Here is a 19,186-nt window from a genome sequence, read left to right on the forward strand (position 1 = left end):
GGGTAATCGGGTGGGTGGTCATCGGAAGTTCCTCTCGGAAGGTGTGCTCCCACCCGGTGGTGAGTGAGAGTCCGCTTCTTCAGACGAACCAACTTCGAGTTGGACGCACCTGCCACAGAACTAGGCGCCGGTATTGCGGGATGCCCGGTGAGCGGCCGGAGACGGGACGGAGCCCCGTTCGATCAGCCGCGGCACCGGGCGCGGTGAGGCAGGCACCCCGGCGCCACCGCAGACGCCGGTCTCGGGCAACGTGAGTTCGACGCGGGCGGCGGCGTCGTGGTCGCCGGCCAGGGCGGCGGCGATGCTGCGGACCTGCTCGTACCCGGTCATCGCCAGGAACGTCGGGGCGCGGCCGTAGCTTTTCATCCCGACCAGGAACACATTCGGCTCCGGATGGGACAGTTCGGCGACCCCGTGCGGGTAGACGGTGCCGCAGGAGTGCACGTTCGGGTCGATCAGCGGCGCCAACTCGACCGGGGCCTGCAGCACCGGATCCAGGCCGAGGCGGATTTCCGAGAGCCAGGACAGGTCGGGCCGGAATCCGGTGAGCACCACCACCTGATCGACGTCCTCGATGCGGGCGCCGGTGTCGGAGATCAACGCCACCCGGCCGCTGTCGCCGTCGGGTTCGATGGTGGCGGTGCGGAACCCGGGAACCACCGTCAGCAGTCCTTCGTCGACCGCCCGCTTGGCGCGTAGGCCGAGGGCGCCGCGGGCGGGCAGCTCGTCGTCGTCGCCGCCGCCGAAGGTGGAGCCGACGTCGCCGCGGCGCAGCACCCAGCTGATCCGGGTGCCCGGGGCCTGCTGCTCCAGATCGGCCAGCGCCACGATCGCGGTGAGCGCGGAGTGGCCGCTGCCGGCGATCACGATGTGCTTGCTCGCGTACCGGTCCCGCACGTCGGGGTCGTCGACGTCCGGGACCCGGTACTCGATGACCTCGGTGGCGGCGCGCTCGCCGAGCGCGGGCAGGCCTTCACCACCGAGCGGATTGGGGGTGCCCCATGTGCCGGAAGCGTCGATGACAGCCTGCGCGAGGACGCGGTCCTCGGTGCCGTCGGCGCGACGGATGTGCACGGACAGGGGTTCGGTGTCGCGGCCGGCGTCGACGACCCGGTCCCGGCCGCGGCGGGCCACGCCGATCACCTCGGTGCCCAGCTGCACGATGTCGCCGAGGGCGGCGGCGAGGGGTTGCACATAGTTGTCGGTCCAGTCCTGGCCGGTCGGGTACGCGTCGTCGTCAGGGGCGGTCCAGTCGGTGGTGTCGAGCAGGCGGCGGGCGGCCGGGTCGATCAGCTCAGCCCAACTGGAGAACAGCCGCACGTGGTTCCACTCGGAGATCGCCGCACCGGCCGCGAGACCGCGTTCGAAGACCAGCGGGGTCAGGCCGCGCTCACACAGCTGCGCCGCGGCAGCGAGGCCGATCGGTCCGCCGCCGACGACGACTACGGGCAAGGTGCTCATCTCGATCATCCTTCCATCGATGTTCATCGATCCTCTGACCCCAGAGAGTATCGATTCGTGTCGATGAAGGCAACCATCGATCAATATCGATATAGTGAGGTATGACTTCCCTGGACATACCGGCCGTCCACACCTCCGGCGCCGATCAGGTGGATGCGTTGGCGCCGGAGGACGCGCTGACCTACGCCGGGTGGTTCGCCTGTCTGGCCGATCCCACCCGGGTGCGGCTGCTGCATCAGGTCGCCTCCCGCCCGGCCGGGATCACCGTTGGCGCGCTGGCCGAGGCACTGGGCATCGGCCAGCCCACCGTCTCGCACCACGTGCGCAGGCTCGCCGATGTCGGGTTCGTGTCTGTCCACAAGAACGGCACCAGCACTGTGGTCAGGGTCAACCCGTCCTGCTGCACCGGTCTGCCGCACGCCGCCGACGCAGTGATGGGGGTGCTGACCGCGCGCCCCTGCTGCCCGGACGACCTGCCCCAAGACGTCACGGTTCGCCCGATGCGCAACGAGGATTGGCAGCCGGTGCGCCGGATCTACGGCGAGGGCATCGCCACCCGCAACGCCACCTTCACCACCGAAGTCCCCGCCCGGGAAACCCTGGACGCGCAATGGCTTCCCGGGCATCGGTGGGTCGCCGAGATCGACGACGTCGTGGTCGGCTGGGCCGCCCTGTCCCCGACGTCCGGGCGGGCCTGCTACGCCGGGGTGGCCGAGAACTCGATCTACGTCGCCGACGGGATGCGCGGGCGCGGTGTCGGCAAAGTCCTGCTGCGCACCCAGGTGATCGCCGCCGACGAGGCCGGGCTGTGGACCTTGCAGACCTCGATCTTCCCGGAGAACCGTGCCAGCATCGCCCTGCACCACTCCGCCGGATTCCGGACCCTCGGTGTCCGCGAACGCATCGCCCAACTCGACGGCATCTGGCGCGACACCGTCGTCCTCGAACGCCGCTCCCCCGTCGCCGGATAGCCCTCCGAATCAGTTGGGGAGCATCATGTCCGAGCAGCCACCTGTCGATCGTGCCGCGATCGCCGCGGACCTCGAGCGCGCCCGCAGCGTGCTGCACGAGTTGCTCGACGCCGCGAGTTCCGTCGAGCTCTCGCGGCGTTCGTCCGGTACCCGGTGGACCAACGAGCAGCTGCTGTTCCACATGGTCTTCGGCTACATGGTGGTTCGCCGGCTGCTCCTGCTGATCCGGATGTTCTCCTGGTTGCCTGAGGGGGCGAGCCGACGGTTCGCGCATGCGCTCGATGCCGCCACCCCAGTCTTCGACGAGGTCAACTATCGAGGCTCCGCCCTGGCGGCGCGCGTCTACAACCGACGCCGGATGGGCCGCCACTTCGACCGCCTCATTGCGTCGCTGCAACGTTCCTTGGCCCGGGAGACGGACGCGAACCTGCACCGTGGCATGTACTTTCCAGTCCGCTGGGATCCGTTCTTCGACGACTACATGACCGCCGAACAGCTCTACCGCTACCCTGGCCTGCACTTCGACTTCCACCGCCACCAGCTCACCCTCGACTGAATGAGTGTCGAGGTGACACCGCTGAGGACCGGGGCATGTTCGGGATCGTTCCCGACATCACTTACCGTCGGCCCAGCCGGCGCGGGGGTCGAATCCTCCTGTTTCCTCTGCCCGGGCGTACGCCCGCAGCGCCTCAGCGGCTTCGTGGCCGAGATCGGGCGGGACCGCGACCTCCACGGTGACCAGCAGATCGCCCGCCGCGTCGCCGCGGTGGGGCACCCCGCGTCCGCGCAGTCGGAACGTTCTCCCGGACTGGGTGCCTGGCGGGATCTTCACACTGACCTGACCTTCGAGGGTGGGCACGGACAGCATTGTCCCCAAGGCTAGTTCGGCGAACGACACGGGAACGGTGACGGTGAGGTCATTGCCGCTGCGGGCGAACACCGGGTCCGGGTCCACGCGCACGGTGACGTACAGGTCCCCCGACGGCGCCCCGCCGAGACCAGGTTCGCCCTGCGCCGGTAGCCGGATGCGTTGCCAGTCGCTCACCCCGGGCGGAACATGGACGGAGACGGTGCGGGTGCGGTCCCCGATCCCGGCGCCCTGGCAGTCCGGGCACGGGGCGTCGACGATCGATCCCGTGCCCCGGGTTCCCGGTCGTGTGCCGGAGCCGTGACAGCTGGTGCACACCATCGGCCCACTCACCCGCAGCGGCAACACCATCCCGGCGACCGCCTCCCGGAACGACAGCCGGGTCTCGGTCTCGACGTCACTGCCCCGCCTCGGCCGGGCCGACGCAGTTCGGGTTCCGGCGCGCCGGAACAGATCCCCGAGCACGTCACCGACCCCGCCCAGAGGATCGCCCACGATGAAGGGTGAACCGCTCCCGAACAGGTCCCCGAAGTCGAAGCCGCCCGACCCGGCGCGCGGAGGAAAACCCGTCCCGGTGAACGCCCCGGACCGGTACAGCCTGCGCATGCGGTCGTATTCCTTGCGTTTGGCGGGGTACGAGAGCACCGCATGCGCCTCGCTGACCTTCTTGAATCGTTCCTCCACCTCGGTGTTGTCCGGGTTGGCGTCCGGATGCAGCTCCCGCGCCAGCTTGCGGTACGCCTTCTTGATCTCTTCGGCCGACGCCGTCGAAGGGACACCCAGGGCGGCGTAGAAGTCACGGTCGAACCATTCCTGCTGCGACACTTGGCATCCTCCTTCCTTCGCGGGGCCGCTGCGCGAGAGCGCCGTGCGCTCCGAGACCGGCGCCGTCAGGCTGTCGGTCGGCGTCTCAGGAATCGCCGGCCGGTGCCGTGCCCGTGACATTTCCCGGCGGGGCCACCCCCTCGACGACGGAGACCGTCGCGGTCCGCAGCACCTTGTGGTCACCGAATGTGTAGCCGCGGCGCAGCACCCGGTCTACAACGGGATCACCCCCGGTGCCTTCGTGCTGGACCGCTTCGTGCAGGGTGGGATCGAAGCGCTCGCCCTCTTCGCCGAATGCGGCCACTCCCAGGCCGCTCAGGATTGCACCGAGCTTGGCCGCGATCGCACGCAGTGGTTCGTTTTCGAGGTCGCCGTGCTCGCGGGCGCGGTCGAGGTCGTCGAGGATCCCGAGAAATTTCGCCGCCACCGACGCCGTCGCGGCCTCGACGGCCGCGTGCCGGTCGCGTTCGATCCGGCGTCGGTAGTTGGTGTACTCGGCTTGCACCCGCTGCAGATCGGCGGTCAACTCCGTCACTCGATCAGGGTCTTCGCCCGCGGTTCGATCGGTCCGGTCACCAGGGTGCATCTCGGCGTCCGGCGTGGTCGGGTCGGGTTCCCGTTGTGGGGTCGGGGTGACAGGCTCGCTCGGGGTGTGCCCACGTACCCGGCCGGTCTCCGGATCGACGCGGCGTTTGTCGGTGATCGAGATCGGTTCCCGCGGCGGCTTGTCGCCGTTGCGGCGCTCGCTCCCACTCATCGGGTGTCCTCCCGTCCAGGTTCGTCCACCACCTCAGCGTCGAAGACTTCATCGGTGCCTTCAGAGGACCCGTTCCCCCCGCCGGGAGCGGCCGAGTCCTTCGCCTGCGCGTCGTAGATCGCCTGACCCAGGGCTTGCGAGTCGGTGGCCAGTTTTTCGATGGCCGTTTTGATCGCCGCGACATCGCTGCCTTTCAACTTCTCCTGGGCATTCGCAATCGACGACTCGACCTTCTCCTTGACGTCGGCGGGTACCTTGTCCTCGTTGTCCTTGATGAACTTCTCGGTCTGGTACACCAGCGACTCGGCCTGGTTGCGGACCTCCGCTTCCTCCCTGCGCTGGGCGTCCTCCGCGGCGTGCGCCTCGGCGTCCTTGATCATCCGGTCGATCTCCTCCTTGGACAGGCCCGAGCCCTCCTGGATCTTGATCGTGTTCTCCTTACCGGTGCCCTTGTCCTTCGCGGTCACGTGCACGATGCCGTTGGCGTCGATGTCGAAGGTGACCTCGATCTGCGGCACCCCACGGGGGGCCGGCGGAATCCCCGCGAGCTCGAACGAGCCGAGCAGCTTGTTGTGCGAGGCGATTTCGCGCTCACCCTGGAACACCTGGATCTGCACCGAGGGCTGGTTGTCGTCAGCGGTGGTGAAGGTCTCCGAACGCTTGGTCGGGATGGTGGTGTTGCGCTCGATGAGCTTGGTCATCACGCCACCCTTGGTCTCGATGCCGAGGGACAGCGGGGTGACGTCGAGGAGCAGCACGTCCTTGACCTCGCCCTTGAGAACACCGGCCTGCAGGGCAGCGCCGACGGCGACGACCTCGTCCGGGTTGACACCCTTGTTCGGTTCCTTTCCGCCGGTAAGCTCGCGCACCAGATTCGTCACGGCGGGCATACGGGTGGAACCACCGACGAGCACGACCTGGTCGATGTCCTTGACGGCGATCTTCGCGTCCTTGATCACCGATTGGAACGGGGCCCGGGTGCGGTCGAGGAGATCGGACGTGATCTTCTCGAACTCGCTGCGCGACAGCTGCTCGTCTAGGAACAGCGGGTTCTTGTCCGCGTCGACGGTGATGTAGGGCAGGTTGATCGACGTGCTCTGCGAGGAGGACAGTTCGATCTTGGCCTTCTCCGCGGCCTCACGGAGACGCTGCAGGGCCATCTTGTCCTTGGTCAGATCGATGCCGTTCTGAGCCTTGAACTTGTCGACGAGCCACTTCACGATCCGGTCGTCCCAGTCGTCACCACCGAGGTGGTTGTCACCGGAGGTGGCCCGGACTTCGACGACGCCCTCACCGATTTCGAGCAGCGAGACGTCGAAGGTGCCGCCACCGAGGTCGAAGACCAGGATGGTCTGTTCCTTGTCGCCCTTGTCCAGGCCGTAGGCCAGTGCGGCCGCGGTGGGCTCGTTGACGATCCGCAGGACGTTGAGACCGGCGATCTGGCCGGCTTCCTTCGTGGCCTGACGCTGGGCGTCCTCGAAGTACGCGGGGACGGTGATCACCGCGTCGGTGATGTCCTCACCCAGATACGATTCCGCGTCCCTCTTCAGTTTCATCAGCACCCGGGCACTGATCTCCTGCGCGCTGTATTTCTTGTCGTCGATCGCCACATGCCAGTCGGTGCCGATCTCCCGTTTCACCGAGCGCACCGTCCGGTCCACGTTCGTGACTGCCTGGTTCTTGGCGGGCTGGCCGACCAGCACCTCACCGTTCTTCGCGAATGCCACCACCGACGGGGTCGTGCGCGCACCCTCCGAGTTGGCGACCACCTTCGGGTCGCCGCCCTCGAGTACGCACACCACCGAGTTCGTGGTCCCCAAATCGATACCCACCGCGCGAGCCATGACCGCCTCCAGCACCACACCGGGTGGGTGTGGTGCTTCCGCCGATCGTTCGGCATCACACCCACCGAACTTGAGTGTTATCGACTCAATTTTCTCCCCGGGAGAGATCGAGGTCAAGGCGAAGAATTGAGCGTAGAACGCTCAACATTGTGCGTGTTGCTCGGCGTCACAGCACCACCATCTCGATCTCCTCGACGAACTAGCCACCGGAGACCGCGCCGCCGCTCGCGCCCGGCAACGCCGACGTCTATCGGCCGCGCAGCCCGAACGGGTTTCCGTCGGCATCGGCGAGCACGCAAATCCGTGTCTCGGGTGCGACGTGACGCGGAGCGGTGCGCTCGGTTGCGCCGGCGGCAAGCAGAGTTTCGCGTGTCGCGTCGAGATCCTCGACGTCGGCGAAGGCAACCGGGCCGGCGGTCTCGTCACCTGGATTCAGGGCGACCTCGAAGCCGTCCACGTTGTACCCGACGTAGTAGGACTCGTCGGTGTGAGGTGCGCCGAGCAGCGCGGTGTAGACCGCCTTGGCGGCGTTCAGGTCGGACACGGGGATCACCAGGCTGCGGATCGTGGGGCTCATGTTCGTCTCCTCGGGCTACGGCGGTCATCGGCGACCGCCTCGTCGGCGATGGCAGCAACCACGCTTTGTGCGCGCGAGGGCCGGCTCTTCTCGATTCCTGACCGTTCTGTCGGTGTGTGTCCGCCATAGCGTATCGACGCACGCAGGTTCCGGTGACGTTTCGGCCGGCCGTTTCGGCGTGGTCGCTGATCCGCCCTCCCCTAGCGGTGGCGGATCGCCCACCGCTTCACCGCCTTTGATGCTCTGACCCCGGAACCCGTTGGGGAACGCGCTATCGGTGTTACCTTGAGCCCTGTGTGTGGCGGTCGGCAATCCTCGCGGCGGCGCACGGCGCTGCTCACCGTGCTGGCGGTGATCGCCGCCGAGCGGATGGTCGTGCGGATTGGTCACAACAATGCGGCGGGCGATGTGCTCGAGACCCTCCCAGATCTCGTCGGGACGCTCGCGCGGCGCCGCACCCCGGGGCGCGGTGCCGTCGGCACACGGCTGTCCCTGCCGGGCCGCGCCCGGGCACCGTCATCGACCTCGGCCGAGTCGCCCATGTCCGTGCGGAACAGCACCTGTGTGCTGCGGGTGTGACCGACCGGCACCGGCTACCGTCCCATCATCGGATCTGACGCCACAGCCACCCTCTCGTGACCGCCACGGGTACGCGCGCCACACCTCTCCCCGACCGTGCCGCGCGGCCCGATTATCGTTCCAGCACCGGTAGATTCGTTCCGGTGCACCCCGTCGGAATGAGGTGCCGTAATTGCATTCCAGGACCGTTCTCAAACTCGCCGGCGCCACCGTGGCCGCGGGGGTAATGCTGGCCGGGGTGATGTTCCCGGTAGCCGCCGGGCTGGGGTACGCATCCAACCGTGCCGCCGACAGCGTCGGTAATTCCTCGGCCGAACTGGCCGACGGAGTGGTGCCGGCGGTGACGACGATGACCGACATCACCGGGAACCCGATCGCCTGGCTGTACGACCAGCGCCGATTCGAGGTTCCCAGCGACCAGATCTCCAACGAGATGAAACTGGCGATTCTCTCCATCGAGGACAGACGGTTCGGCGAACATCAGGGGGTGGACTGGCAGGGCACGATGCGGGCGTTCTTCACCAACACCACCAGCGGTCAGATCGAACAGGGTGCCTCTACCATCAATCAGCAGTACGTGAAGAACTACCTGCTGCACGTGGTTGCCAAGACCGACGCCGAACGCCGTGCCGCGATCGAGACCACGCCGGTCCGCAAGATCCGGGAGATCCGGATGGCGATGACCCTCGATCAGGAACTCTCCAAAGAGGAAATTCTCACCCGGTATCTGAACCTGGTGCCGTTCGGCAACGGTTCCTTCGGGGTGCAGGACGCCGCCCGCACGTACTTCGGCATCGACGCCAAGGACCTGAACCTGGCGCAGTCGGCGATGCTCGCGGGTATGGTGCAGTCCAGCTCCGCGCTCAACCCCTACACCAACCCCGAGGGGGTGTTCGAGCGCCGCAATGTCGTTCTCGACACCCTGGTCGTGAATGTTCCGGATCGGGCCGCCGAGATCCGCGCCCTGAAGGAAACGCCGCTCGGGGTGCTCCCGAAACCGAACAACCTGCCCCGCGGATGCATCGCCGCCGGCGACCGCGGGTTCTTCTGCGACTATGCGTTGCAGTACCTCCAGACCGCCGGGCTGTCCCGGGAGCAACTCGAAAAGGGCGGCTACCTGATCCGCACCACCCTCGATCCGGCCGTGCAGGGTTCGGTGAAGGCGGCGGTGTCCACCTACGCCGACCCGAAACTCCCGGACATCGCGAGCGTGATGAACGTCGTGCAGCCCGGGCAGGACCAACACCGGGTCCTGGCCATGGCGGGCAGCCGCAACTACGGCCTGGACGCAGCCGCCGCGGAGACGGTCCAGGAGTTGCCCTATTCACTGTCTGGGCACGGTGCCGGATCGGTGTTCAAGGTCTTCACCACCGCAGCAGCCATGGAGAAGGGTTTGCGGCTCAACGCGATCCTCGACGTGCCCGGGCGGTTCGACGCCCGCGGGATGGGCGACGGCGGTGCCCCCGGGTGCCCTGCGGCGACCTATTGCGTGCAGAACGCCGCCCCGTATCCGCGGGCGCTGTCGGTCACCGACGCCCTCGCCCAGTCCCCGAACACCGCGTTCGTGAAACTTCTCCAGGCCACCGGCGTGGATGCGACGGTGGACATGGCGGTGCGCCTCGGCATGCGGTCGTACACCGAACCGGGAACCTCCGGGTTCGGGGACCAGAGCCTGGCCGACATGCAGAAGGACCAGAATCTGGGGTCGTTCACCCTGGGCCCGGTGTGGATCAATCCGCTCGAATTGTCGAATGTCGCCGCGACCCTGGCCTCACACGGCAAGTGGTGCCCACCGACCCCGATCGACTCCATCGTCGACCGCGAGGGCAGGCCGGTCCCCCTCACCCAGCAAGCCTGCGAGCAGGTCATCGATCCCGGCCTGGCCGACACCCTGTCCAACGGGCTCAGCAAGGACGACCTGCCCGGTGGCACGGCGTCGGCCGCGGCCGCGGCCGCCGGGTGGAAGCTGCCGATGTCCGGCAAGACCGGGACCACCGAATCGCACATGTCGTCGGCATTCATCGGATACACCAACAACCTGGCCGGCAGCGTCTACGTATTCGGGGACTCACCGACCCCTGGACAGATTTGCACCAGCCCGCTGCGCTCGTGTGGGGACGGCAACCTGTTCGGCGGCACCGAGCCGGCCCGCACCTGGTTCACGGCGATGATGCCGATCGCGAACAACTTCGGCCCCACCACCCTGCCTCCGATCGACCCGCGCTTCGCTCGCTGACTGGAGGGCCGGTGGGTGGTCCTCCAGCGTGCAGACAGGAGTACATCTGACGGCGAGCTGGATCTCACCTGTCTCCTTGTAACGCGGGCGGGAGCCCGCGCGGTAACACAAGTGCCTCACCGGCCGCGTCAGTCGTGTTTCGCGCCGGTGGGGCCTCTCTCCCGGGGGGTGGAGACGCGGATCTCGACGTCGGCCGGCAAACCCAACGCGCACATCGACTTCCAGCAGTGCGGGTGCGCTCGGTCAGGCGTTTTCCTTGCGGAAGGTACGGGTTCCCCACCACACCGCGACGACGAACAACACCACCGCCCACGCGGTTCCCCACACAATCGCGGAGTTCGCGAAGTCACCGAAGAACGAATCCCGCACGGCGTCGACGACATGGCGGATCGGCATGAAATCGCTGGCCGTCTGCAACCAGGCAGGACCGATCGTCATCGGCAACAAAATTCCGGACAATAGCAACACCGGCATCATCACCATGTTGATCACCGGAGCCATCACGTCTTCGCTCTTGGTGGTCAAGGCGAATGCATTCGACGCCGCCGCACAGGCCCCGCCGAGCAGCAACGTCAGCAGCACCCCGAACACGATGCCCCGCAACGACGCCTCCATACCCATCACGAAGCCGAGCAACACCAAGATGATCGCCTGCACGAACAACTGGAGCAGGTCCCGACCCAGTCGCCCGACCAGTAACGCGGTGCGACTGGCCGGAGTCACCCGCTCCGCCTCGATAACGCCCTCCCGCCACTCCCCGATCAGGCTGAATCCGGCGAAGAACGCACCGAAGATCCCCAACTGCACCAACATGCCCGGCACGAAGAACGTGTACGCGTTGTCCACCCCGAACTGACCCACCAGCGGAGTCAGCAACGGCCCGAACAACAATAGGTACATGACCGGCTGCAACAGGCCGATGATCACCCAGGCGGGGTTGCGCAGATTCATCCGCAGCTGGCGGCGGAAGACGATGAAACTCTCACGGGCGAACGTCATTGGCCTGCTCCTGGAGTGGTCAGCGCGGGGGCGGGGGTGGACTCGGATTCAGGGTCCCCGGTGGCGGTATCGGAGGCGGCGGTGTCGGCGTCGCGCAGGGACCGTCCGGTCAACGTCAAGAACACGTCGTCGAGGGTCGGCCGGTGCACCTCGATCGAGGCCAGGGTCACGTCGGTGCGGTCGAGGTCGCGCAGCAGTCCCGGGATCGCGCGCCCGGCACGCTGGACCCGACCACGGACATGATGGCCGTCCACCTCCACACCGGCCAGACCGTGCCGCGGTGCCTCGGCGATCGTGCCCAGCTTGTCTCTCACCAGCGGCACCATGTCGAGGTCGGCGATTTCGAGGTCGACGAGATCGCCGGCGACCTGCGCCTTGAGGTTCTCCGCCGTGTCCGAGGCGACGATTCGACCACGGTCGATGATGATGATGCGGTCGCTGAGGGTGTCGGCCTCGTCCAGGTAATGGGTGGTGAGGAAGACCGTCGCACCACGGCGGGTCCGCAGCTCGGAAATGTGCTCCCACAGGTTCGCCCGCGCCTGAGGATCGAGGCCCGTCGTCGGCTCGTCGAGGAACATCAGGCTCGGCTCGTGAATCAGGCCCATGACGATGTCGAGTCGGCGTTTCTGCCCACCCGACATCGTCTTCGGCATCCGTTCCCACAGCCCGTCCAGCTGCAATTGCGAAAACAATTCTCTGCCGCGGGTTTCGACGTCCCGTCGGGAGCGGCCGTAGAGCATGCCGTGATCCATCACCTCCTCCCCCGCCCGGGCGCCGCTGAAGACCCCACCGCTCTGCGAGACGTAGCCGATGCTCCGCCGCACCTGCGTGGATTCGCGGACCACGTCGTATCCGGCGACTGTGGCCTCGCCTGCGGTCGGCCGCAGCAGGGTGGTCAGCATCCGCAACGTCGTGGTCTTCCCCGCCCCGTTGGGGCCGAGGAACCCGACGACCTCGCCCTCGGCGACATCGAGATCCACCCCGTCGACGGCGCGAACCTCCGATTTCTCCCGTCCATGGCGGGTGTGGAAGGTTTGGACGAGCCCACGTGCACGAATCACGACAAGCACTCTCCTCGAGGTCGGTCAGGCCAGTATTCAAAGATGATGGGTCGGGGCACAACCCGTTTTCGTTCTCTGCGTGATACAGACTCCTTCCGCACACAGAACTAAGTGGTGCGGTCCCCGACGGAGTCGCCGGTGTGTGAGGGTCCGAGGGCAGCAGGCAAGAGAAGCGCTCCGACAGACGTTCCGTCATCGAAGCACCGGGCGGGTTACGACAAGGACGACCCACCATCGACGGGCGGTGACCCCGTCGGCACCACGATCGAGATCGGCGGCGGCGGCGCGTTGCAGTGGGGCAACGGCGAGTACGGCGTGGTGCTGGCCCACGGTGCCGTCTTCGACGCCGCCAGCTGGGAGGATCAGGCCACAGCGATCACCGACCAGGGTGCCACTGTCGTCGCCGTCGAGGACATCGCGCCGGGAGTCGATCGCGGCCGCCGTCGCAAAGCTCCACGACGACGGGCATGCCGACGTCGCACTGGTGGGCGGAAGTGCGGGCGCCGATGCGATCCTGCAACTTGCCTCCCAGCAGCCCGACCTCCCTGATCAGCTGGTACTGCTCTCACCCAACCGGGTCGTCGACGGCCTCGGCGGGGAGCCCAAGCTGTTCATCGCCAGCGAGGACGAGCCCGTCGCCCACGTGTCGCAGCAGCTCGCCGACAGCTCACCAGGCGTCGACAACGAGATGATCCTTCTGCCGGGCTCCGCCCACGCGCAGAACATCTTCGACGGCGAGAGCGGTGACGCGGCACTACAAGCGATCCTCGAGCGGCTGGCCAACTGAGGACCTCGGCCAGGCAACCGCCCCCGCTCGACCTCGATCAGCGTTCGACCGCGCCGGAGAAAGCCGAGTAGACGTGAAACCCAAGACAGTCGTCGTCTCACTTCCCATCGTCGATCTGGACCGATCGCTCCGCTTCTACCGGGACGGGCTCGGGTTGTCCCCGACCGGCCTCGACGAAGCCATCCTTGCGTTCGAGCTGCGCGACTCGGCTGCGTTCGGGCGTGCTCGCCGAGCGGAAACCGGGGCCCGATCACGGCAAACGGCGTGCGGTGACTGCGCCGTGAGGCCTGTGACCGCTCCCCGTTCGTGTATGTGTCTCGATCACCTCGAAGCCGGCCGTGGCCAACTTCTGGCTGAGTTCCGCTACCGGCCAACGATAGGCAGCGGTGACGGCATGGTCGAAAGTCCCTACGGTTGCTCCTTCGAAGAAGCCCACCAACAACCCTCCGCCCGGCCGTATCACGCGTGCGAACTCGGCGAGCGGAGTCTGGATGTCCTGCGGACTGTGGTGAATGAGCGAGTACCAGGAAAGCACACCACCCAGTGATTCCGTCTCGGCGTCCATTGCCTCGAAGCCGCCGACTTCGAACGGGAGGTCTGGATACTGCGTACGGGCTCGTTCGACGAACTCAGGAACCAGATCGATCCCGCTCGCAGCAAGTCCGCACGCCGCCAAGAAGTCTGTCCACTGCCCCGGCCCACAGCCGGCGTCGAGCACGGGACCAGTCAGGGTGGCGGCCCAGCGGCTCACCAGGGCCCGATCCGATGGGTGTGTCGAAGTCACGGAGCCAAAGAGGTCCACGTACTCCTGAGATCTGGCCGAGTATGACTCTCGGACGGTGTCGCCTGGTCGGGCGCTCGTGTTCGCCATGCCGTCAATGATCGTCGATGGCGTGCCCCAGATGCCGAACGCTGCCGGCACGTCCCGACAGCCGGCCCTCGAGCGGAACTCTCTGAGCTGGTGGCACGGGAAACTCTGCTACCCCACGGCCGATGAATTCCGCGTCGCCGCGCAGTCTGTATGTAATGAATGCTCCTTCCGCTCCAGCGGGAGGCTCGAGTTGAGGTGACAAGGAGCGTGCACACCGTGGACCCAGAGAACGTGAGCGCCACGCTGACTGTGGCCGTGCCCGCCGCCACGGTGTTCGCGGTGCTCGCCGACCCGACGACCCATTCTGCGATCGACGGCACCGGCTGGGTGCAGGAAGCCGCCGACCAGGCGCCGCTGACCGAGGTGGGGCAGATCTTCCGGATGGACATGTATCACCCCAACCACCCGAACGGCGACTACCAGGTGGCCAACCAGGTCCAGGTGCTCGATCCGCCGCGCGCCATTGCCTGGCTGACGGGCCAGGAGAAGGACGACGGTCACCTGGAGTTCGGCGGCTGGTTCTGGCGTTACGACCTGGTGCCACGTGGTCCCTCCGAGACTGCGGTCACGCTCACCTACGACTGGTCGGCGGTGCCGCAGTCCATCCGGGAGTACCTTCAGTTCCCGCCGTTCGGTCCTGACCATCTCACCAACTCGCTGCACCACCTGGCCGAGCTTGCCGCACCGACGTCCCGGGCTCGGACCCCGACCGCTAGATATCTGCCGGTCGGCCCGCCGTCGCGGTCCGCCCGAGCACAGAAGGCCGTCGAGTAGTCCTACGGTTGGGCGAGCCGCTCGAGGAGCCATGAATCGATGCCGGTGAGGGCCGTCCTGGCCATTGCCGTGGGGTGGCCGGTGAACCCGTGGGGCGACTCGGGATAGATCCGGAGCTCGACGTCATTGCCGGTGGCGGAGAGCCGACCTGCCATCGCGAGGTTGTCTTCCAACAACACGTCATTGCACCCGACGACCAGCAGCGCCGGGGGAAGGCCGTGGAGGTCGCCGTAGACGGGAGAGATGTCCGGAGTGGTGCGATCTTCCACGTGGCCGACGTAGGCCTGGATGAAATACTCGTCTGCGATCCGACGTCCGGCCGGAGTCTGCGCGCTCAAGTCATAGGTGCCGAATTGGAGTGCGGCGCCGGTGAACCCGCCGACAGTCCCTCTGTCCCTCAGTCGGAGCAGGGTTGCCAGAGCGAGTGTTGCTCCCGCCGACCGCCCCCCGATCGCCAGTCGTGATGATCCGAAGCGGGCATCAGCGTGGCCGACGAGCCAGAGCGCCGCCGCTTCACAGTCATCGGGTGCGGCCGGCCACGGGTGCTCCGGTGCCAGCCGGTAGTCGACGCTGACGACGGCGATGTGGAGATCGTCTGCGAGCTCACGGTTGCGCGCGTCATCTCGCGCTGCGGAGTCCATGTAGAAGCCGCCACCGTGTATGTCCAGATAGACGCCCCGCGCTCGGCCGTCTGTGGGAGTGAAGATCCTCACCGGGACGCGTGCTCCCGCGGCTTCGACCATCTCTTCGATCGCCGGTGGATCGGCGGGAGAAGGACCGGACCGCCTCGCCCGCATGTCCCTCAACTCCTCGAGAGTGCCGGGGCCACGGCCAGCTGGCCGCGAGTTGTAGAAGCTCCGAGCTTCATCGACCTGCTCCGCCGGCACGTCAGCCGACAAATCGTCCAGCGCGAACCGCACGCGTCCTCCTCACACTCGGGGGTCTCATCACGATGCTGTTGCCGCACCGAGCGACGCGGACACATCATGCCCTACGTGCTCGCAACAGGTCGCCGGTCAGCGATCGCCAATCGGGTACGCCGATAGACGTTCGGCTTGCGGAAAGGCTGCACTGCCACGGCCGGAGTCTGGTGTCCGTATCCGTCTGTCGTTGTTGATCGTCGACGTCGGCTGCGAATCGATCACTCGATACCTTGGCAGTCCGGTGGATCGAGAAGTCGAAGGATCCGGTGAGGCGCGCTCATACCGAACAATCTGAGTGTCGGCCGTCGTCGGTTGAATTGTCTACTTCCCGACGGTTTTCACTGTTCGCGACCCGGCCAAGATGCTATCGGTGCGGATGACTGCAAGAGTTCGGCGCGGGTGCCGGGCATGCCGCTCTCACCCCGTTCGGAGGATTTGACTGCCAGAACCTGGTTGATCCCGAGCCGATTCGCCGCAAAAGCCAACGCCGCGCCGGCCATGTACAGCCGCCATACCCGTGCCCGCCCGGCGCTGCTGTGGGACACCGCTTCGTCCCAGTTCGCCTCCAGGTTCCCCACCCAGGCCCGCAGGGTCAGCGCGTAGTGCTCGCGCAGGGACTCGACGTCGCGCACCTCGAACCCGGCCCCTTCGAGCGCCTCGATCATCGGTGCGATCGGTTCGATTTCTCCGTCGGGGAACACATAGCGATCGATGAAGGACGTTTTGGAGAACTTGGCAGCGGGTTTGCCTGGTCGTCGCGAGATCGCGTGGTTGAGCAACCGCCCCCGCGGGCGCAGCAGCGCGAACAGGTCCGCGGCGTAGGTCGCCAGCATCGCGGCACCGACGTGCTCGGCCATGCCGATGCTCGAGATCGCGTCGTAGGGACCGTCTGTGACGTCGCGGTAGTCCTGGACTCGGATCTGCACCAAGTCCCCCACACCCGCGTCGACCATCCGTTTGCCGGCGTACTCCGCCTGCTCGTGGGACAGGGTGACACCGACGACGTGCACGCCGTAGTTGCGCGCCGCGTGCAGCGCGAAGGTCCCCCACCCGCAGCCGACGTCGAGGACCCGCATCCCCGCGGTCAGGCCGAGTTTGCGGGCCACCAGATCACATTTGGCGTACTGGGCCGCGTCCAGATCAGCGCTCGGCTCCGCCCAATATGCGCACGAGTAGGTCATCGACTCACCGAGCACCAGTCGATAGAAGCCGTTACCGACGTCGTAGTGGTGGCTGATCGCGGCGGCGTCACGATCCTTGTCGTGCCGGTGCCCGCGCGCCGGTTTCATCTCCTCCGCCGGCGGCTTCGGTGGCAGGCCGATGATCCCCAGACGCAGCGCCGCTGTCGCCAGTGCCTTCTTCGTTTGCTTGTCGATCCGCACACCGGGACCCCTGCTCGGGTCCGACACCTGCTCCAATACGTCCAGCCCGGCCAGCAGGTCTCCCTCGATGTCGATGTCGCCGGACACGTAGGCCCGAGCGAAACCGAGATCGTTGGGCGCCCACAGCAACCGCCGCAGACCACGCCGATTGACGATGTGCACCTGCCACGGCGCGTCCGAAGGCCCACTGCGACTACCGTCCCAACACCTGATCCCCACCGGGACCTGCGCACCCACCACCGCACGAACCAGCGGCGCCACCGTGTCAGCGACCGTCATACACACCTCCGTCGAAGTTCGGGGTCCGACCAGCGCACAGGACTGTCGACCCGCACCAACGTCCCGCAAACCCACCTCGTCGACCATATCGATGAAACCCCCGTTGCCGCACACCTTCACACCGATTCCCGCTCGGCATAACCCTGCCTCTGAACGCCGCTCGGCTTCACGCGCCGACCGCGATGACGCACAGCCAACTCGGAGCGAACGGATCAGGCGCCCTCGGCTCCGGCGGTACGATGGCGTCGACGAGTCCGTCCGAGAGCCAGGGGTGCCCATGTCGGATCTGGATCAGGCGTTTACCGATGCACAGGAGAACGTCAAGAAGCTCACCTCGCGGCCTGCCAACGATGAGCTACTGCGGCTGTACGCGCTGTTCAAGCAGGGGTCGAAGGGTGATGTCGAGGGCAAGCGGCCCGGTCGGTTGGACATGGTCAACCGCGCCAAGTACGACGCCTGGGCCAAGTTGGCGGGTACGAGCAGCGCCGACGCCAAGCAGGGCTACGTCGACCTGGTAGCCAGGCTCACGCAGGGCTGAGTTCGGAAGTTCCGGTCCCGTGCTGCCCGATCGACCCATACGAGAGCCGAATTCTTGTCGCCGCAAGCCGACGTGCGCCCGCACGCGCAGGGCGTGCCCGGTGCGCAGGACGTCGTCGGCAGGCTGTGCAGCGCGCGCATCGAGACGGGCGTGTCAAGGCGGGACCTCGAGGCACAGAGGGCGAAGACGGGTCGGCGGTCCAGGACAGACCGACCGTCATCGGCGGAGGGTTTCCGAGGGCGACTCGCCGAACTTTTCGCGGTACTGCACCGAGAATCGTCCGAGATGGAGGAATCCACACCTGGTAGCCGCATCGGACACCGTCGTCGTCGACGGATCGGCGCCGAGGAGCCACGTGCGGACCGCCTTCATTCGGACCTCGCGCAGGTATCCCATCGGGGTGGTGCCGAAATACTTCTTGAAACCGTCTTGAAGTGCCCGCACGCTGATTCCCGTGGCAGATGCGACATCCTCGACGGTGAGCAGTTCGTCAGCGTGGTGCTCGAGGATTTCGACTGCGCGGCGAATAGTTCGAGGCGCCACCGGCACTGGCCGCTGCAACACTTCGGTGTAGTTATGGGGTTGGGCCACGATGAGCTGACTCAGCAGCAGTCGTTCGAACTCTTTCATGACGATCGGCTCGGTAGGGAGAGATCCACCGTTCTCCATCTCGGCACGCAAGAGCGTGAGCATGCCGCGCCACGATCGGATACCCGGTCGGTCCAGTTCCATGTGGGGGTCGAACCGCAGGGGCTCGCGGAGCGGCGCCCCGAGTGCCTCTTGCAACTGCCTCTCCATGCTCTGGCGATCGAGGCGAACGATCAGCTGCCGGTTCCCTCGGTGCCATTGCATGGTCACCGACCCGCCCGGTTGCAGGATCGATGCGACGGCGGGCGTCGACTCGAACGTTTCTGAACCCCAAGTTATTTCCGCCACTCCGGAGAGGGGAATCTGAATGAGATAGAAATCGTCGAGATCACTCGGGCGAATGCACATCCCGGTGCCGTAATCCAGGTAGTGCAGACCGACAGTTCCGGCGGTGGCCGAGTGAAACCTGACGGGCGAGGCGCCACCGGTGCCGATGGGTTCGAGCGTGTGCGGGCAGAAGGCGGAACCCACCGCCGACCTGACCTCGTCCAGATCGATTGTGTGAACCTGTTCGAACCGGGCAATGGGCAACGCAGTCGCCCCGTCCGCAGTTGATCTCGGGTCCATCGCCATCCTAGCCTTCCAGCGCGTTCGAAATAGCGACATCAGAACGATCGTCACAATCTCTACGTACGCCATCGTACCTGCCTGGGTTTTCTCAGGAAGCGCGATTTCCCCAGCTGCACTACCCCGACGACAGCCGATTCGGCTCACGGCAAGGCAGGGAGGGAAGCATGTGGTATCGGGGCACCTACCCAGTGCGGCACCCGTCGCCATCACGTGATTTCTTGGGTTAACCCTGGGAA

The 19,186-nt window shown here is 66.6% G+C and carries 18 protein-coding genes; 7 read left to right on the top strand and 11 right to left on the bottom strand.

What is annotated here, in order from left to right:
• Positions 1 to 120: 120 nt before the first annotated feature.
• Positions 121 to 1,461 carry an NAD(P)-binding domain-containing protein gene (locus G9373_RS15125; protein ID WP_167115622.1) on the bottom strand — a complete coding sequence of 447 codons (1,341 nt, stop codon included), beginning with the start codon at positions 1,459 to 1,461 and terminating at the stop codon, positions 121 to 123.
• 101 nt (positions 1,462 to 1,562) lie between these two features.
• Here G9373_RS15125 and G9373_RS15130 point away from each other — a divergent pair, with 101 nt between their 5' ends.
• Together G9373_RS15130 and G9373_RS15135 are read left to right on the top strand one after the other, a co-directional pair.
• Complete coding sequence (locus G9373_RS15130; protein ID WP_120659119.1) at positions 1,563 to 2,432, top strand: metalloregulator ArsR/SmtB family transcription factor; 870 nt, start codon at positions 1,563 to 1,565, stop codon at positions 2,430 to 2,432.
• Between the two features lie 25 nt (positions 2,433 to 2,457).
• Positions 2,458 to 2,988: a DinB family protein gene (locus tag G9373_RS15135; protein ID WP_005568905.1), complete on the top strand. Its 531-nt coding sequence runs from the start codon at positions 2,458 to 2,460 to the stop codon at positions 2,986 to 2,988.
• A gap of 57 nt (positions 2,989 to 3,045) precedes the next feature.
• Here G9373_RS15135 and G9373_RS15140 read toward each other — a convergent pair whose 3' ends face one another.
• From G9373_RS15140 to G9373_RS15155, 4 genes are all read right to left on the bottom strand, one after another.
• Positions 3,046 to 4,125 (bottom strand): DnaJ C-terminal domain-containing protein, encoded by a 1,080-nt coding sequence (locus G9373_RS15140; protein WP_133986649.1) that lies wholly within the window; start codon positions 4,123 to 4,125, stop codon positions 3,046 to 3,048.
• Positions 4,126 to 4,210: 85 nt separating this feature from the next.
• Entirely contained in the window at positions 4,211 to 4,882 is a 672-nt protein-coding gene (grpE, locus tag G9373_RS15145; RefSeq protein WP_005568903.1) for a nucleotide exchange factor GrpE, read from the bottom strand.
• Positions 4,879 to 6,726 (bottom strand): molecular chaperone DnaK, encoded by a 1,848-nt coding sequence (gene dnaK / locus G9373_RS15150; RefSeq protein WP_005568902.1) that lies wholly within the window; start codon positions 6,724 to 6,726, stop codon positions 4,879 to 4,881. The genes grpE and dnaK overlap by 4 nt, the downstream gene beginning before the upstream one ends.
• Positions 6,727 to 6,973: 247 nt before the next feature.
• On the bottom strand, positions 6,974 to 7,303 hold the full coding sequence (locus G9373_RS15155) for a VOC family protein (protein ID WP_005568901.1): 330 nt from the start codon (positions 7,301 to 7,303) through the stop codon (positions 6,974 to 6,976).
• A gap of 294 nt (positions 7,304 to 7,597) precedes the next feature.
• On the opposite strand from G9373_RS15155, the gene G9373_RS15160 reads away from it, so the two are divergent.
• The gene (locus G9373_RS15160) at positions 7,598 to 7,882 is read left to right on the top strand and encodes a hypothetical protein (protein ID WP_005568900.1); all 285 of its coding nucleotides are present in this window, start codon (positions 7,598 to 7,600) and stop codon (positions 7,880 to 7,882) included.
• A 172-nt stretch (positions 7,883 to 8,054) separates the two neighbouring features.
• On the top strand, positions 8,055 to 10,118 hold the full coding sequence (locus G9373_RS15165) for a transglycosylase domain-containing protein (protein ID WP_005262572.1): 2,064 nt from the start codon (positions 8,055 to 8,057) through the stop codon (positions 10,116 to 10,118).
• Between the two features lie 243 nt (positions 10,119 to 10,361).
• On the opposite strand, the gene G9373_RS15170 is transcribed toward G9373_RS15165, so the two are convergent.
• Positions 10,362 to 11,117, bottom strand: a complete 756-nt coding sequence (locus G9373_RS15170) for an ABC transporter permease (RefSeq protein ID WP_054246334.1) — start codon at positions 11,115 to 11,117, stop codon at positions 10,362 to 10,364.
• The gene (locus G9373_RS15175; RefSeq protein ID WP_054246347.1) at positions 11,114 to 12,178 is read right to left on the bottom strand and encodes an ATP-binding cassette domain-containing protein; all 1,065 of its coding nucleotides are present in this window, start codon (positions 12,176 to 12,178) and stop codon (positions 11,114 to 11,116) included. Before G9373_RS15175 ends, G9373_RS15170 begins: the two co-directional genes overlap by 4 nt.
• 388 nt (positions 12,179 to 12,566) lie before the next feature.
• Here G9373_RS15175 and G9373_RS46410 point away from each other — a divergent pair, with 388 nt between their 5' ends.
• Positions 12,567 to 12,965, top strand: coding sequence for an alpha/beta hydrolase (locus G9373_RS46410; protein ID WP_005568897.1), 399 nt, complete (start codon positions 12,567 to 12,569; stop codon positions 12,963 to 12,965).
• A 250-nt stretch (positions 12,966 to 13,215) separates the two neighbouring features.
• Here G9373_RS46410 and G9373_RS15185 read toward each other — a convergent pair whose 3' ends face one another.
• Entirely contained in the window at positions 13,216 to 13,836 is a 621-nt protein-coding gene (locus G9373_RS15185; RefSeq protein ID WP_206032218.1) for a class I SAM-dependent methyltransferase, read from the bottom strand.
• A 216-nt stretch (positions 13,837 to 14,052) separates the two neighbouring features.
• On the opposite strand from G9373_RS15185, the gene G9373_RS15190 reads away from it, so the two are divergent.
• The gene (locus G9373_RS15190) at positions 14,053 to 14,610 is read left to right on the top strand and encodes a polyketide cyclase (protein ID WP_231137900.1); all 558 of its coding nucleotides are present in this window, start codon (positions 14,053 to 14,055) and stop codon (positions 14,608 to 14,610) included.
• 2 nt (positions 14,611 to 14,612) lie between these two features.
• On the opposite strand, the gene G9373_RS15195 is transcribed toward G9373_RS15190, so the two are convergent.
• Both G9373_RS15195 and G9373_RS15200 read right to left on the bottom strand, forming a co-directional pair.
• A complete protein-coding gene (locus tag G9373_RS15195; RefSeq protein WP_043790838.1) occupies positions 14,613 to 15,530 on the bottom strand; it encodes an alpha/beta hydrolase fold domain-containing protein in 918 nt (305 codons plus the stop codon).
• A gap of 341 nt (positions 15,531 to 15,871) precedes the next feature.
• Complete coding sequence (locus tag G9373_RS15200; protein ID WP_133986648.1) at positions 15,872 to 17,194, bottom strand: cyclopropane-fatty-acyl-phospholipid synthase family protein; 1,323 nt, start codon at positions 17,192 to 17,194, stop codon at positions 15,872 to 15,874.
• Between the two features lie 277 nt (positions 17,195 to 17,471).
• On the opposite strand from G9373_RS15200, the gene G9373_RS15205 reads away from it, so the two are divergent.
• Positions 17,472 to 17,732, top strand: coding sequence for an acyl-CoA-binding protein (locus tag G9373_RS15205; protein ID WP_037206268.1), 261 nt, complete (start codon positions 17,472 to 17,474; stop codon positions 17,730 to 17,732).
• A 216-nt stretch (positions 17,733 to 17,948) separates the two neighbouring features.
• On the opposite strand, the gene G9373_RS15210 is transcribed toward G9373_RS15205, so the two are convergent.
• Positions 17,949 to 19,019, bottom strand: coding sequence for an AraC family transcriptional regulator (locus G9373_RS15210; RefSeq protein ID WP_240960521.1), 1,071 nt, complete (start codon positions 19,017 to 19,019; stop codon positions 17,949 to 17,951).
• Between the last annotated feature and the right edge of the window lie 167 nt (positions 19,020 to 19,186).

The organism is Rhodococcus sp. A14 (assembly GCF_011603105.1).
Lineage (GTDB): Bacteria > Actinomycetota > Actinomycetes > Mycobacteriales > Mycobacteriaceae > Rhodococcus_F > Rhodococcus_F opacus.

What these genes read in the sequence shown, in the direction of transcription:
- G9373_RS15170 (WP_054246334.1), bottom strand. Translation starts at nt 11,117, where the DNA reads ATGACGTTCGCCCGTGAGAGTTTCATCGTCTTCCGCCGCCAGCTGCGG.
- G9373_RS15210 (WP_240960521.1), bottom strand. Translation starts at nt 19,019, where the DNA reads ATGGCGTACGTAGAGATTGTGACGATCGTTCTGATGTCGCTATTTCGA.
- G9373_RS15155 (WP_005568901.1), bottom strand. Translation starts at nt 7,303, where the DNA reads ATGAGCCCCACGATCCGCAGCCTGGTGATCCCCGTGTCCGACCTGAAC.
- G9373_RS15130 (WP_120659119.1), top strand. Translation starts at nt 1,563, where the DNA reads ATGACTTCCCTGGACATACCGGCCGTCCACACCTCCGGCGCCGATCAG.
- G9373_RS15125 (WP_167115622.1), bottom strand. Translation starts at nt 1,461, where the DNA reads ATGAGCACCTTGCCCGTAGTCGTCGTCGGCGGCGGACCGATCGGCCTC.
- G9373_RS15185 (WP_206032218.1), bottom strand. Translation starts at nt 13,836, where the DNA reads ATGGCGAACACGAGCGCCCGACCAGGCGACACCGTCCGAGAGTCATAC.
- dnaK (WP_005568902.1), bottom strand. Translation starts at nt 6,726, where the DNA reads ATGGCTCGCGCGGTGGGTATCGATTTGGGGACCACGAACTCGGTGGTG.
- grpE (WP_005568903.1), bottom strand. Translation starts at nt 4,882, where the DNA reads ATGAGTGGGAGCGAGCGCCGCAACGGCGACAAGCCGCCGCGGGAACCG.
- G9373_RS15205 (WP_037206268.1), top strand. Translation starts at nt 17,472, where the DNA reads ATGTCGGATCTGGATCAGGCGTTTACCGATGCACAGGAGAACGTCAAG.
- G9373_RS15200 (WP_133986648.1), bottom strand. Translation starts at nt 17,194, where the DNA reads ATGACGGTCGCTGACACGGTGGCGCCGCTGGTTCGTGCGGTGGTGGGT.
- G9373_RS15135 (WP_005568905.1), top strand. Translation starts at nt 2,458, where the DNA reads ATGTCCGAGCAGCCACCTGTCGATCGTGCCGCGATCGCCGCGGACCTC.